We start from the raw sequence: 13,727 nt of genomic DNA on the forward strand, positions 1-13,727 counted from the left end.
TTCTCCTAGAGGATGGAATCGACGATGCCCATGTCCTTGTCGCCGCGCCCGGACAGGCAGACGAGGACGGACTTGCCCTTGAGTTCTGCCCGGTGCTCAATGGCGTAGGCCACGGCGTGGGACGATTCGAGGGCCGGGATGATGCCTTCGCGCCGGGAGAGGGTCTTGAAGGCGTTGATGGCTTGGGCGTCGTTGATGGTCACATAGGTGGCGCGGCCCGTGTCGTGCAGGTGGGCGTGTTCGGGTCCGACGCCGGGGTAGTCGAGGCCGGGGGCGATGGAGTGGGAGGGCTTGATCTGGCCTTCGGAGGTCTGGAGCAGCTTGGTTTTCATGCCGTGCAGCACGCCGTTGGTGCCGAGGTTGAGCGGGGCGGAGTTGTCGCAGCCCGGCTCGCCGGTGCCTGCGGCCTCGACCCCGATGATGGTCACCGAGGGATCGGGCACGAAGTGGTGGAACATGCCGATGGCGTTGGAGCCGCCGCCCACGCAGGCCACGACCACGTCGGGCAGCGCGCCGTTGTTGCGCTCCATGAACTGCTGGCGCGCCTCGCGCGAGATGACCTGCTGGAAGGTGCGCACCAGGGTGGGGAAGGGATGCGGTCCGGCTGCGGTGCCAAAGCAGTAGTGGGTGGTTTCCTGGTCCGAGAGCCAGCGGCGCAGCGCCTCGTTGATGGCGTCCTTGAGGGTCTTGGTGCCGGACTGAACAGGCACGATTTCCGCGCCCATGAGGCGCATGCGGTTGACGTTGGGCGACTGGCGGACCACGTCGGTGGCGCCCATGTAGACGAGGCATTTCATGTCGAGCATGGCGGCGGCCACGGCGGTGGCCACGCCGTGCATGCCCGCGCCGGTCTCGGCCAGCAGGGTGGTCTTGCCCATCATCTTGGCGAGCAGCCCCTGGCCGAGCGTGTTGTTGATCTTGTGCGCGCCCGAGTGGTTCAGGTCTTCGCGCTTGAGCCACAGGTCGAGCCCGAGGTCGCGCGAGAGGTTGGGGCAGTATGTGATGGCCGAGGGGCGGCCCACGTTTTCCTTGAGCATGCCGATGAAGCGGGTCTGGAACTCCTCTGTGGGGAGGATGGTCTCCATGGCCTGCTCAAGCTCCAGAAGGGGCGGCATGAGCAGCTCGGGGATGAACTGGCCGCCGAAATCGCCGAAGTATCCTTTTTTCATGATTATTCCACCTTGTCGAGCCGGTCGAAGACCGCTCGCAGCTTTGTTTCGTCCTTGATTCCCGGTTGCGTCTCCACGCCGGAGTTGATGTCCAGGCCAGGGGGATTCACGGCCAGGGCAGCGTCGAGATTGTCCGGTCCAATTCCTCCAGCGAGAAACCAGGGTGTTTGTATTTCAATATGTTGCAGAAAGCCGAAATCAATGGACCGGCCTGTGCCGCCCTGGCCCTTGCCGCCCGCGTCGAGCAGGAAGTGGCCGCAGACTTCGGCGTAGTTTTCCATGTCGCGCAGCAGGGCCTCGGGCGAGGCGTAGGTCTCGGGCCAGAAGGTCCGGATGACCCGGTCCGGCCCAACGGCCTCGCAAAAGGCCATGTCCTGGCCGCCGTGCAGCTGGGCCGCGTGCAGGCCGCAGCGGTCCATGATCGCCACCACTTCCTGGGCGGACTGGTTGACGAACACGCCCACCTTGACCACGCGCCCGGTCTTGACCGAGGCCGCGAAGTCCGGGTCGGCGTTGCGCGGGCTGGCCGGGTGGAAGATGAACCCGAGCAGATCCGCGCCGAGGCTAGTGCACAGGGCAACATCCTCCATGCGGGTCATGCCGCAGATCTTGATCAGCGGGCGGGCCATTACGCGATGCCTGCCAGTTCGGCCAGGGTCTGGCCGGGGTTTTTGGCCTGCATCAGGCTGGTGCCGATGAGCACGGCGTCGAAGCCGAGGGCCGCCATCTCCTCCACCTGGGCGCGGGTGGACACTCCGCTGGCGCTGATCCACAGCTCATTGTCCCGTTTCTGGCGGATGAACTTGCGGCTCTGGTCCAGGGTGGTGGTCAGGGTGTCCAGGTCGCGGTTGTTGACCTGGATGATGTCTGCCCCGGCCTCGCGGGCCGTGTCCAGGTCCGCCTGGTCGAATATCTCCACCACCGGGGCCAGGCCGGGCATTCGCGCCAGGTCCACCATCTGCTTCAGCTCCTTGGCCGAGCCGAACATGCGCGCGATGAGCAGCACTGCCGAGGCCGGGCTGGACGCGGTCATGGCCACCTGGAGCGGGTCGAAGATGAAGTCCTTGCGCAACAGCGGCAGACCGGGGCCGGTCATCAGGAACAGGGAGTCCGGATGGCCGCCGAAGTAGACGTGCTCGGTCAGCACCGAGATGGCCGCCGCGCCGTTCTTGGCGTAGATGTCAGCGAAATCCAACGGGTTGGCGTTTTCGCGGATGACGCCCAGGCTGGGGCTCGACGGCTTGAACTCGGCGATAACGGCTCCTGGCCCCTTGGCCCGGATGGCGTCGACGAACGAGGGGCGCTCGCCCTGGTACATGGCGGGCACGCGGCCCTCAATGAAGTCTTTGCGCAGGCTGTCTATCTCTGCCTGCTTGGCTTCCCTGAATTTATCCAGCATTGGGAATTCCCTTGGTAAGTCCTTGGTTTACGATATCGCGGGCCATGTCCGCGCACTGGCGCATGGTGCCCTGTTCCAGAAGATGCAGGCACCCTGCCAGATTGAGGGTCACCATGTCCATCATGGCGCGGGGGCCTGCGCCAGCGAGGATTTCGCGGAGTTTCGTCACGGCGTCGTCCTTGTTGCTGACGCGCACGTCCTCTGGCGCGTGGGCGTCAAAGCCGAGTTTTTCGGGATTGACCGTGACCTTTTCCATGACATCGTCGTTGATCAGATAGCCCCGGTTGACACCCCAGGTGGTCAGCTCGTCGAACCCGCCCGCGCCCGCAAAGATGAGCGCGCGCCGCACCCCGGTCAGGAGCAGGGTCTCGCCCATGAGGTGGAGCTTGTCGGGCGCGCCAACGCCGAGCAGCTGGTGCGAGGGCCGGGCCGGGTTGAGCAGCGGCCCCATGAAGTTGAACAGGGTGCGGATGCCGAGCTGCCTGCGCACGGGCATGACGAACCTGAAGGCCGGGTGGTAGGCCGGGGCGAAGAGGAAGGCGAAGTGATGCTCCTCAAGGCTTTTGGCCGCCTCTTCCGGCGACTGTTCAAGCGGCACCCCCAAGGCTTCGAGAGCGTCGGCAGAGCCGCAGGATGAGGACAGGGCGCGGTTGCCGTGCTTGGCCACGGTATGCCCCATGTCGGCCAGGAAGAGCGACACCGCCGTGGAGCAGTTGAAGCTGCACTGGCCGTCGCCGCCCGTGCCGCAGGTGTCGATGACCGGCTCCTGGCGGCTGCCGTCGAAACCGGGAATCTTCACGGCGGCTGCCAGCCCGGCGCGCACCCCGGCGGCCAGATCCGTGGAATCCTCGCCCTTGGCGCGCAGCCCCATGAGAAAGGCGCCGGTCTGCCCCTCGGTCATGTTGCCGGTCATCAGCTCGGAGAACATGAACCCGGCCTGCTCGTCGGTCAGCGCCTGTTTTTGGGCCAGCAGTTCGAGCACTTCGGATACAGTGACTGTCATGTGGCTATCCCTCCACGGTCAGAAAGTTCTTGAGTATTTTCGGGCCGTCCGGGGTCAGGATGGATTCGGGATGAAACTGCACCCCGAACCACGGCCTGTCCTTGTAGGCCAGACCCATGACCTCGCCCTGGTCAGTGCGGGCCGTGACCTCGATGACATCCGCCGCCTGCTCCGCCGGGACCAGGAGCGAGTGGTAGCGGCAGACCTCGAAGGGGTTGGGCAGCCCCAGGAAGAGGCCGGTCCCATCGTGATGGACCATGGAAGTCTTGCCGTGCATGATCCGCTCGGCCCGAACCACGGGCGCGCCCGCAAAATGCCCCAGGGTCTGGTGGCCCAGGCACACGCCCAGGACCGGCACGCGCGCCGGGAGCCGCTTGAGGAACTCCAGGCAATGCCCGGCATTCTGCGGATTGCTCGGTCCGGGTGACAGGCAGACGCGGGTCAGTTTGCCGCTCTCGGCCAGGGGCAGCACCTCGTCCTCGTCGTTGCGGATGACCACCGGGTCGGCCCCCAGCTGCTGGAACGCCTGCACCAGATTGAAGGTGAAGGAGTCAAAGTTATCTATCAGCAAAAACATCGGTGCCTCCCTTGCCGGTGATCACTTCCAGGAGCACGCGGGCCTTGTTGTGGCATTCGTTCCATTCGGCCTCGGCATTGGAGTCGTAGACGATTCCAGCCCCGGCCTGCCAGTGGCACACTCCCTTTCGTATCCACATGGAGCGGATGGTGATGCCCGTGTCCAAATTGACCACGCCGTCGTCCAGCCCCATCCAGCCGATGCAGCCGCCATACGGCCCGCGTTCCTGGGGTTCGGTCTCGGCGATGATCTCCATGGCCCTGATCTTGGGCGCGCCCGAAAGGGTCCCGGCAGGGAAGGTGGCCTGGAGTACGTCCACGCCGTCCAGCCCGTCCTTCAACTCCCCTTCCACATAGGATGTCAGGTGCATGACATGGGAGAACCGTTCGACATTCATGAACTTCTCCACCGTGACCGTGCCCGGTTTGGAGATGCGGCCCAGGTCGTTGCGGCCCAGGTCCACGAGCATGACGTGCTCGGCGCGTTCCTTGGGATCGGCCAGCAGCTCCGTCTCCAGGCGCATGTCCTCCTTCTCGGTCTCGCCCCTCCAGCGGGTGCCAGCAATGGGCCGGACCTCAAGCCTGCCAGCGGCGCAACGGACCATCATCTCCGGCGACGAGCCGAGCAGGGTCGTGCCGCACGTCCTGCCCATGGAGGCGCAGTCCGGGAATTTCATGTAGAACATGAACGGCGACGGGTTGGCCTGCCGCAGCCGCCGGTAAATGCGGAACGGATCGTCCGGCACCGGCACCGTGAACCGGGTGGACAAGACCACCTGGATGCATTCGCCCTGGGCGATCAAGTCCTTGCACTTATCCACTCCGGCCATATACTCGACCTTGCCCGGATGGACCGTGGGCGTTCCGGCCTCGGGAGCCTTCAAGTCCGCGCCCCACTGGATGGGTGCGGGCACCGGCGTGGCCCCCTCGTCCAGGCTCAGATAGCAGCACGAATGGCGCAAATGGTCGAAGAGCACCATCTGGCCCGGCAGCACCAGACACGCCTCGGCGTCCTCAGGCTTGCACACGTCTTTGAGCTTGCGCTCGAACATGCCGGCCACGCCGTAGCCGAAATAACCGTACAGCCCGCGCGTTAGTCCCGGCAGCCCGTCGCGGCTGTTGCCGCCCTTGGTCACCTGGGTCACGCTCAGAGCTGCGATCACCTTCTTCAACCCCGCCAGATAGTCCATGCCCGCGAATTCCCTGAGCGGGGCCAGCCGTTCGTCCGTGGCCTCGACCACCAGCTTGCCGTCCACCGGGTGGAGCATCAGCCGGTAATCCCAGACAATCAGGCTGTACCGCCCCAGGCGGCCATCCACCTCGGCGCTCTCCAGCAAAATGCCCGGCTGGTCGCCCACGAGCCCCATGTACAGGCTGATGGTCGTCTGCACGTCCGCCGGGAGCCATTTCCCGTGCTGCGTCAATTGTATTTTCTGCATCGTCGTTTCCTCGTGATGTCGTCGTTAGTGTCAATTCCGTTGCCAGGAGCCTCCGGTGGCCCCTTCGGGGGGGTAAGCGAAAGGCAAAGAGCCGTCGCTTGCGCTCCTCCAAGTTTTAAGAGCCCTCCCGGCGGGGTTCTTTCTTTTGCTTCGCCCAAAAGAAAGAACCAAGAAAAGGGCGTTGTCAGCTTGGCCGCCTGCACTCCACGGCCAAGAAGCTGATCCAATCGGCTGCGCTCCCCGAATCAAGTCCTCCGCTTCGCTCCGTCCGTGATTCGGAAGAGCCGCTCCGCTCGATTGGTCAGCTTCTAAGCCTTAGGAGGCTTAAGGGCTGGAGCAGGCGGAGGCCGGAAGAACTTCGGTCGCGGTAGGCGGATGGGCCTGCGATCTCGTCAGACCTTCTTTGTCTCCGCACTGGCCACACCCTCACGGGTTTCACTCACGTCAGCCCCGCAATGGGCGGGAGCGTCGCAGCGCCAGTTGCGTCGGCCCGCGTCCAGAGCGAAACCCGGCGGAAGCGGAGTCTTCGACGCTTCCAACTGTTTCGCCAGCGGGTCGATGCTACTGGCGCGCGGCGCGGGAGACCCGATCACACGTTTTCAAAGAGCGATTTTTGCTTACTTTTGGGCGCTCCGGTCCAAAAGTAAGTCGGCCCGAAGGGACGAAATCATCCTCTATCAATCCCGCCGAAGGCGGCTTCCTCTCCTGCCTTTCTCTTCATCTTCGTCTTCATCTTCTTTCCCCAATTCTTTCATGTGTCCCTCATGGTTCCCTCCCGAAAACAATGAGGCCGCACCCTGTTCGGGGTGCGGCCTTCGTTGCGTATACGCAATCGCGCGTCCGGCTTGATAAGCCGCACCCCTAATATGATTCGTTACGCCACCACCACTGCGCCCTTTCGGCAAGCAGATCCAGATCGCCGCCTGCAGCAAGGCTCAGATAGGACATGAACTTGCGGTTGGTCTCCTGCAAAAACGGGTTTGCCTCGGAGATGACCTCGAAAAGTTCGGTGTCCATGGTGAGCATCTTGTGCGCGGAATCCAGCCTGCGTCGAAAGGACGGGGTGACGTAATTCTCGATGGAATCGACATCCCTGGCAGCGGCCAGGAAGGCCACCGTGGAAGTGAAATTGAGTCCCTGCACGATGGCCATGGCCCGGTCATGCTCTTCTGCCGTGGAATCAAAGCAGGAATAGCCGCACGCCGCGAACAGCGCGGACACCGCGTCGGCGGCAGCCCTGTCCGTGTCGCGGCCCGGCACCACGGCCACCTTGGGCTCGAACCCGGCGGGAATGACCGGCCCGAACAGCGGATGGGTGCCTACCACCGGGCCGTCATACCGGTCGAGCATGGCCTTCATGGGCAGCATCTTGACCGAGCCGACATCGCACAGGATGGTGGGCGGCGCGAGAAAGGGCAACACGCGGTCCAGCACCGCGTCCATGGCCGTGACCGGCACACTGAGCAGGAGCAGGTCGCAGCCGGTCAGGGCGGCCTGGATGGCCTCGTCGGTCAGCGGGCGGTTGATGGGCGTGACCGAGCATCCCAGCGCGGAAAATTTCCCGCTGAAGAGGTTCCCCATCTGGCCCTTTGCGCCCACGATGGCGATGGATGTGATGCCCGGTCGGTTCATTGCGAATGTCTTGCGGTTACAGGGCTGCTTTGTACGCTTCGACAATGGCGTTCCATTGGTCGAAAAAGCCTGGGAATGATTTGCCGACGCAGCCCGGATTGTCAAGGACCACGTCCACCCCGGCCAGGGCGAACAGGGACATGGACATGGCCATGCGGTGGTCGCCGTAGGTGGTGAATTCCACGGTTTTCCCTCTGGGCAGTAGGCTCGGCCTGATGATCAGGGAGTCGTCGGCGATGTCGGTGCGGCAGCCGGTGCGTGCCACCTCCACGGCGCAGGCCTCAAGCCGGTCGGTCTCCTTGAGTCGCAGGTGGGCCACGTTCCTGATGGTGGTGGGCGTGGCGGCAAAGGCGGCCACAGCGGCCACGGTGGGCACCAGGTCCGGGCAGCGGCCCATGTCGATATCGATGCCGTGCAGGGGGCCGGGCTCCACCAGGATGCCGGTAAACGACACCTTGATGGTCGCGCCCATCTGGCTCAGGATGTCCATGATGGCGCGGTCGCCCTGGAGCGAGTCGGCGGCCAGCCCCTTGAGCAGCACGGGCTGCCTGCCCACGGCCCCGGCGGCCATGAAGTAGCTGGCGTTGGACCAGTCGCCCTCCACGCGGTAATGGGCGGGCCGGTAGCCCGTGGGCTTGACCACGAAGCGGATGGAGCCTGGGGTCACGGTCTTGACCGAGCGCCAGGGCACGGCCTGCCAGCGGTTGTCCTTGCGGATTTCCACCTCGAACCCGGCTTTGAAATCTTCCATGATGCGCAGGGTCAGGGCCACATAGGGCCAGGACACGGCCTTGTTGCCGGTGACGCTGATGACCGTCTCGTGATCGGCCAGGGGCGCGCCCAGGAGCAGGCCGGAGAGATACTGGCTGCTCTCTTCGAGGGTGATCTCGATCTTCTTATTGGAATACCCCTTGGTGGTCATGACAAAGGGGAGGTGGCCGGGCTTGTCCTCGAAGGCGAACCTGACGCCGAGTTTGGCCAGGGCGTCGGTCAGCTCGGCCATGGGCCGCTCGTGCATGCGCGGTGCGCCGTGGACGCGGAACGTCCCGCGTCCGGCAGCGGCCACGGCGGTCATCAGCCGGCAGGTGGTGCCGGACTCGTGCATGAACAGCTCAGCCGGGGGCTCGTCCTTGTGCTTGCCGTCGGCATTGCCGCCGCGCGGGCCGTCCTCCATGCCGGTGACTGTGAGCATGTCGCCGTGCTCCTCGATGGTCGCGCCGCAGGCCGCGAGGCAACCCCTGGTGCGGGTGATGTCGTCGCTGTCCAGCGCGCCGGATATCTCGGACACTCCGTTTGCCAGGGCCGCGGCGATGAGGGTGCGGTGCGACAGCGACTTGGACGGCGGCGCGACGACGGTGACGGGCTCTGGGGTCATGGTCTCTCCTCCTGGGTGGGGTAGGTGCCGAGCACCCGCAGGGTATGGCATTGTTGCCTGATGTCCTCCAGGACCTCTTCGTACTTGGCCTTGCCCAGGTCGCATTCGAGATCGGTGAAGAAGACGTATTTCCATTTTTCGCCGCGGAAGGGGCGCGATTCAAGTTTGGTCATGTTGATGGACTGGTGGGCGATGGTGGTCAGCACCCTGGCCAGCGCGCCGGGCTTGTCGGGCAGGGTGAAGAGCAGGGTGGTCTTGTCCCGCCTGCCTTCCTTGGAGGGCGATGCGCCGATGATCAGGAACCGGGTCCAGTTGTCGGGGATGTCCTCTATGGACTGGGCCAGAACGTTCATGCCGTGCAGATCGGCCAGCTTGATGTGGCCGATCACGGCGGCGGCCTTCTTGCCCGCCACCACCTTGGCGGCCTCTGCCGTGGACTCCATGGGGATGGTCGGCACGTCGCGCAGGTGGGTGCGCAGCCAGTCGCGGCATTGGCCCAGCGGCTGCGGGTGGGAGTAGACCACCTCCACGTCCTCGGCCTTTTCCGCGTTTGAGATGAGGCAGTGGCTGATGCGGCTGAAGACCTCGGCCTGGATGTAGACCTTGTACTTCATGAACAGGTCCACCACCTGGCCCACGGTGCCCTCGATGGAGTTTTCGAGCGGGATGACGCCGAGTTCCGCGCCTTCTTCGGCCACGGCCCGGAATATTTCCTCGAAATTGTTCTTGGGGGTCAGGGCGGCGGCGCTGCCCATGTGCTCAATGGCCGCGAAGTAGGAGAAGGTGCCTTCGGGACCGAGATAGACGACCCGCTCCGGGCGTTGCAGATGGCGCGAGGAGCTCATGATCTCGCGATAGATGGTGCGCAGGTGCTTGTCGGGCAGGGGACCGGGGCTGGAGTCCGCGATCTTGTTGAGCACCTCCTGCTCGCGAAAGGGCTTGTAGATGGCCTCGCCGTGCGCGGCCTTGTACCGGCCCACGCCAAGGCTCACGTCGGCCCTCTGGTTGAGCAGGTCCACGATCTGTCTGTCGATCCGGTCTATCTTCTCGCGCAACTCCCCCAGGTCGGGGATGTTGCCGTTGTCGGTCGTGTCAGCCATGACGTATCTCCAAGTTTCTAGCCCGTTATGCCGAGTTCAAAGCCGGACGCGGTCCTGCGTCCCGCAGGATGTTCAAACCGTGCCGGATGCGAGGCGCGAGGGTGTTCCGGGATCGCAGCGTATTCTTCATACGCAAGAGTCCGGGACAGCCGAAGCAACGAAGCAGACGGTGCATTGCCATATTCCGCAGGATGTTCAAACCGTGCCGGATGCGAGGCGCGAGGGTGTTCCGGGATCGCAGCGTATTCTTCATACGCAAGAGTCCGGGACAGCCGAAGCAACGAAGCAGACGGTGCGGTTTCAACATCCTGCTAGGCTTCTTTTATGTCTTCCTGGATGCGCATGCCAAAATGGCGGCCCGCCTCGTCGGTCTTGACCAGGATCTTGTCGCCGACCTTGAGGGTGACCACCGAGACCGGGTCGCCCTTGTCGCTGACCACGCGGATGGTCTCGGCGTTTTGCAGGAAGACCTGTCCCTGGCGGGCACCGTTCTTGTCCTTGACCTCGGCGGTGACGAGCAGCATGGGGCGGACCTCCACCTTGACCCGGCCCACGGTGGCCAGGGAGCTGGAGCCGTCCGCGCCGACGATGAGCACGTCGGTTCCGGCGGCCAGTTCTTCGAGATAGGTGGTCTTGTCGCCGGGCATCCGGGTGTAGGCGTGGACCGCGCCCGCGTTGACCCGGAAGGGCCGCGCGGCCACATAGGGGTTGGACTCGGTTTCAGCGTGCACCAGAAAGGTGAAGGCGCTGGAATTGCCCACCAGCATGCCCTGGCCGCGCCTCAGCATGGAGATGGTGTCCACGCAGACGCGGTGGCCGAGCCCGGCTGGCTTGATGGCGGTAATGGTGGCGGTCTCGAGTTCCATGGTTCCCTGCGAGAGTTTGAGTTCCGCGACGATGCGTTTCAGGTCGGTCGCGCCTTCGGGCAGGACCACGATGGTATCGCAGCCGCGCTCCAGGATGCCTGCGGCCAGGATTGCCCGGTCCAGATTCTCGCATTCCAGGGCCAGGGTGTCCACCTGGGCCAGGATGTTTTCCACCGGGATGATCTCCCACCCCTTGGCAAGGACGATGTTCTCGCCCTTTTTGATGCGCGCCACGGCCTCTTCCTCGTCGGATTTTTGGGTCAGGGCGACCACAGGCAAGTCCTTGGGGGTGATGACCGTGACCCGGCCCAGGGCCTGGACCGCCGCCACCTGCTCCTTTTCGACCATGACCGCGTCCACGCCCGACTCCAGGGCCAGGGTGAGCAGGGTCTTGTCAAAGGGGATGGCTTTGAAGATGATGGTTTTCATTGTTTTTCCGGTAGATTATTCGTTGATGTGGGCGAGGGCGGCTTCCACTGTCTCGTCGCCGTGCACGACCATGTTCAGGGCCTCGACCAGTCGGGTGGGGTTGGCGTGCTGGAACACGTTGCGGCCCACGGAGAGCCCTGCGCCGCCCGCCTGCAGGGAGTCATGCACCATCTGAATGAATGCCTGCGTGCTGTCAAGTTTCGGCCCGCCCGCGATGACGATGGGCACGCAGCAGGAGTCGCAGACCCTGGCGAAGGATTCGATGTCGCCGGTGTAGGGAACCTTGACCACGTCCGCTCCCAGCTCGGTGCCCACGCGGGCGCAGTGGGCCACCACGGACGGGGCGTATTCGTCGCTAACCTTGGGGCCGCGGGCGTAGACCATGGCCAGCAGCGGCATGCCCCAGTTGGCGGCGTCCGAGGCCACTTTGCCGAAATCGGCCAGCATGGCGGCTTCGGTTGCGTCGCCGAGATTGCAGTGGATGGAGACCGCATCGGCACCCAGGCGCACAGCGTCTTCCACAGAGGCGACGAGGCTTTTTGCATTGGGGAAGGGGGAGAGGGAGGTGGAGGCGGAGAGGTGGACGATCAGGCCGACGTCGCGCCCGGTGGCGCGGTGGCCGCATCGCACGAGGCCTTTGTGCTCTATGACCGCGTTGGCCCCGCCGTCCACCACCTTGCCCACGGCTTCGCGCATGTCCACCAGCCCGTCGATGGGGCCGACGGTCACGCCGTGATCCATGGGCACCACAATGGTCCGGCCTGTGTTCCGGTTGAAGATTCTTTCGAGTCTGATCGCTTTGCCGATATGCATGTCGTTCTCCTGCGGTTGTCCCTTGCAGGCTGCGGGTCTGCCTGATCGCCGTCACGTCCCTTGGAAAAAACAAGGGCCGCCGGCTTTCGCCCGCGGCCCTTGAAGAGGTTTGTCTTTGTTTTTCGGTTGTAACCCACCACCTGGCTTACAGTGTACCTCTCCCGAGACCGCGCGTGCGGCTATACCAATATCCAAAATAAAAGGAGGTAAAGGAGGAGGGGAGGCCAGTGGTGATGTTCATGGAGACAAGAGCTACACCGTGAAGAAAATTCTGTCAACAAAAACTTTCATCAGGATTTCATGGGGATGGAGCCTAATACCATATAATCGTGCGACCGGCGGTCATTTTTCCATGGTTCCTCATATTGACATATTTTGTCGAAAATGCATGTTTCAAAAATGCATCTAGTTACAATTTTGAAAAATTATAACTATAAAAAAACTGTCTTTTGGAGCAATTTTACATGAACAGCAATACTTGCCGTGTTTGGCACGGGTTTTGATATGGGGAGCGCAGGTAGAAACGCATTTCATCCAAGGAGGAGTATCCAAATGTTTCTGAGAAAGTCCCTGACCCCCGTTTATGCAAAGGTCGCCATCGGGATGGCGGCCATGATGGCCGTCCTCGCCCCGGCCCTGGCCCATGCACAAGAGGTGGAGTACCTCACCCAGTCCAACGCCAACATCCTGTGGACGCTCGTGGCCGCCTTTCTGGTCATGCTCATGCAGGCCGGGTTCGGCTGCGTCGAGGCCGGTTTCACCCGCGCCAAATCGGCAGGCAACATCATGATGAAGAACTTTCTGGATTTTTCCGTTGGTTCCATCTGCTTTTTCCTGTTCGGGTTCGCCCTCATGTTCGGCATTGACGCGGGCGGTTTCATGGGCACCTCCGGCTACGCCTTAAGCGGCGTGGGCGAGGCCGACCTGCCCTGGTCCTACACCTTCTGGTTCTTCCAGTCCGTGTTTGCCGCCACCGCCGCCACCATCGTTTCGGGCGGCATGGCTGAGCGCACCAAGTTCGGGAGCTACGTCCTGGTTTCCATCGTGGTTACCGGCATCATCTACCCCATCTCCGGCCACTGGGCCTGGGGCTCGCTGTGGCTGGGCGATGACGGCGCGGGCTGGCTCGAAGGCCTCGGTTTCGTCGACTTCGCCGGTTCCTCGGTGGTCCACTCCGTGGGCGGATGGATAGCCCTGGCCGGTGCCCTGGTCCTCGGCCCGCGCGTGGGCAAGTACACTGAAGACGGCAAGGCCAAGGCCATTCCCGGCCACAACATCCCGCTGGCCGCTCTGGGCGTGTTCCTCCTCTGGTTCGGCTGGTTCGGATTCAACCCCGGTTCCACCACCACTGCCGACGACACCATCGGCCTGATCGCCATGAACACCTCCCTGGCCGCCTGCGCGGGCGTGCTCGGAGCCATGTGCATCTCCTGGTTCCGCTTTGGCAAGCCCGACATCTCCATGACTCTCAACGGCGCCCTGGCCGGTCTGGTGGGCATCACCGCCGGTTGCGCCACGGTCAGCCCCGGTTCCTCCATCGTCATTGGGCTTATCGCCGGTTTGCTGGTGGTTCTGTCCATTGAGTTCATCGACAAGGTTCTCAGGATCGACGACCCGGTCGGCGCGGCGTCCGTGCACGGCGTGTGCGGCGCGTGGGGCACCATTGCCTGCGGTCTGTTCAACACCGACGGCGGTCTGCTGTTCGGCGGTGGATTCGCCCAGCTGGGCGTGCAGCTCATCGGCGTGGGCGTGTTCTTTGCCTGGGCCTTTGGCGCGGGTTTCATCCTCATGACGGTGATCAAGGGCGTGTTCGGCCTGCGCGTGGAAAAGGAAGAGGAGCTCAAGGGCCTGGACATTGCCGAGCACGGCAGCGAGTCCTACAGCGGATTCCAGCTCTTCAGCAACGAGTAGGCGACATCCGCGATC

The 13,727-nt window shown here is 63.6% G+C and carries 12 protein-coding genes; 1 reads left to right on the forward strand and 11 read right to left on the reverse strand.

All coding sequences use genetic code 11. The features are described from left to right. Positions 1-5: 5 nt before the first annotated feature. The 11 genes from trpB to DAES_RS04780 all read right to left on the reverse strand — a co-directional run bounded on the left by trpB (position 6) and on the right by DAES_RS04780 (position 11,801). Positions 6-1,169 (reverse strand): tryptophan synthase subunit beta, encoded by a 1,164-nt coding sequence (gene trpB / locus DAES_RS04730; protein WP_013513894.1) that lies wholly within the window; start codon positions 1,167-1,169, stop codon positions 6-8. A 2-nt stretch (positions 1,170-1,171) separates the two neighbouring features. Continuing rightward, a complete protein-coding gene (locus DAES_RS04735; RefSeq protein ID WP_013513895.1) occupies positions 1,172-1,798 on the reverse strand; it encodes a phosphoribosylanthranilate isomerase in 627 nt (208 codons plus the stop codon). Continuing rightward, a complete protein-coding gene (locus DAES_RS04740; protein WP_013513896.1) occupies positions 1,798-2,568 on the reverse strand; it encodes an indole-3-glycerol phosphate synthase TrpC in 771 nt (256 codons plus the stop codon). Before DAES_RS04740 ends, DAES_RS04735 begins: the two co-directional genes overlap by 1 nt. Continuing rightward, a complete protein-coding gene (gene trpD, locus DAES_RS04745) occupies positions 2,558-3,571 on the reverse strand; it encodes an anthranilate phosphoribosyltransferase (RefSeq protein ID WP_013513897.1) in 1,014 nt (337 codons plus the stop codon). Before trpD ends, DAES_RS04740 begins: the two co-directional genes overlap by 11 nt. Positions 3,572-3,575: 4 nt before the next feature. Then, positions 3,576-4,148, reverse strand: coding sequence for an anthranilate synthase component II (locus DAES_RS04750; RefSeq protein WP_013513898.1), 573 nt, complete (start codon positions 4,146-4,148; stop codon positions 3,576-3,578). Then, entirely contained in the window at positions 4,129-5,586 is a 1,458-nt protein-coding gene (locus DAES_RS04755) for an anthranilate synthase component I family protein (protein ID WP_013513899.1), read from the reverse strand. Before DAES_RS04755 ends, DAES_RS04750 begins: the two co-directional genes overlap by 20 nt. 861 nt (positions 5,587-6,447) lie before the next feature. After that, entirely contained in the window at positions 6,448-7,218 is a 771-nt protein-coding gene (locus DAES_RS04760) for a prephenate dehydrogenase (RefSeq protein WP_013513900.1), read from the reverse strand. 16 nt (positions 7,219-7,234) lie between these two features. After that, entirely contained in the window at positions 7,235-8,593 is a 1,359-nt protein-coding gene (gene aroA, locus DAES_RS04765; RefSeq protein WP_013513901.1) for a 3-phosphoshikimate 1-carboxyvinyltransferase, read from the reverse strand. Continuing rightward, complete coding sequence (gene pheA, locus DAES_RS04770; protein WP_013513902.1) at positions 8,590-9,693, reverse strand: prephenate dehydratase; 1,104 nt, start codon at positions 9,691-9,693, stop codon at positions 8,590-8,592. The genes aroA and pheA overlap by 4 nt, the downstream gene beginning before the upstream one ends. A 311-nt stretch (positions 9,694-10,004) precedes the next feature. Continuing rightward, a complete protein-coding gene (locus DAES_RS04775) occupies positions 10,005-10,988 on the reverse strand; it encodes a 3-dehydroquinate synthase II family protein (RefSeq protein ID WP_013513903.1) in 984 nt (327 codons plus the stop codon). A gap of 15 nt (positions 10,989-11,003) precedes the next feature. Beyond that, on the reverse strand, positions 11,004-11,801 hold the full coding sequence (locus DAES_RS04780; RefSeq protein WP_013513904.1) for a 2-amino-3,7-dideoxy-D-threo-hept-6-ulosonate synthase: 798 nt from the start codon (positions 11,799-11,801) through the stop codon (positions 11,004-11,006). A gap of 552 nt (positions 11,802-12,353) precedes the next feature. On the opposite strand from DAES_RS04780, the gene DAES_RS04785 reads away from it, so the two are divergent. Further along, complete coding sequence (locus DAES_RS04785) at positions 12,354-13,712, forward strand: ammonium transporter (protein ID WP_013513905.1); 1,359 nt, start codon at positions 12,354-12,356, stop codon at positions 13,710-13,712. Positions 13,713-13,727 lie beyond the last annotated feature (15 nt).

It is taken from the genome of Pseudodesulfovibrio aespoeensis Aspo-2 (assembly GCF_000176915.2).
Lineage (GTDB): Bacteria > Desulfobacterota > Desulfovibrionia > Desulfovibrionales > Desulfovibrionaceae > Pseudodesulfovibrio > Pseudodesulfovibrio aespoeensis.

What these genes read in the sequence shown, in the direction of transcription:
- pheA (WP_013513902.1), bottom strand. Translation starts at nt 9,693, where the DNA reads ATGGCTGACACGACCGACAACGGCAACATCCCCGACCTGGGGGAGTTG.
- DAES_RS04760 (WP_013513900.1), bottom strand. Translation starts at nt 7,218, where the DNA reads ATGAACCGACCGGGCATCACATCCATCGCCATCGTGGGCGCAAAGGGC.
- DAES_RS04755 (WP_013513899.1), bottom strand. Translation starts at nt 5,586, where the DNA reads ATGCAGAAAATACAATTGACGCAGCACGGGAAATGGCTCCCGGCGGAC.
- DAES_RS04750 (WP_013513898.1), bottom strand. Translation starts at nt 4,148, where the DNA reads ATGTTTTTGCTGATAGATAACTTTGACTCCTTCACCTTCAATCTGGTG.
- DAES_RS04735 (WP_013513895.1), bottom strand. Translation starts at nt 1,798, where the DNA reads ATGGCCCGCCCGCTGATCAAGATCTGCGGCATGACCCGCATGGAGGAT.
- trpB (WP_013513894.1), bottom strand. Translation starts at nt 1,169, where the DNA reads ATGAAAAAAGGATACTTCGGCGATTTCGGCGGCCAGTTCATCCCCGAG.
- trpD (WP_013513897.1), bottom strand. Translation starts at nt 3,571, where the DNA reads ATGACAGTCACTGTATCCGAAGTGCTCGAACTGCTGGCCCAAAAACAG.
- DAES_RS04740 (WP_013513896.1), bottom strand. Translation starts at nt 2,568, where the DNA reads ATGCTGGATAAATTCAGGGAAGCCAAGCAGGCAGAGATAGACAGCCTG.
- DAES_RS04775 (WP_013513903.1), bottom strand. Translation starts at nt 10,988, where the DNA reads ATGAAAACCATCATCTTCAAAGCCATCCCCTTTGACAAGACCCTGCTC.
- DAES_RS04785 (WP_013513905.1), top strand. Translation starts at nt 12,354, where the DNA reads ATGTTTCTGAGAAAGTCCCTGACCCCCGTTTATGCAAAGGTCGCCATC.
- DAES_RS04780 (WP_013513904.1), bottom strand. Translation starts at nt 11,801, where the DNA reads ATGCATATCGGCAAAGCGATCAGACTCGAAAGAATCTTCAACCGGAAC.
- aroA (WP_013513901.1), bottom strand. Translation starts at nt 8,593, where the DNA reads ATGACCCCAGAGCCCGTCACCGTCGTCGCGCCGCCGTCCAAGTCGCTG.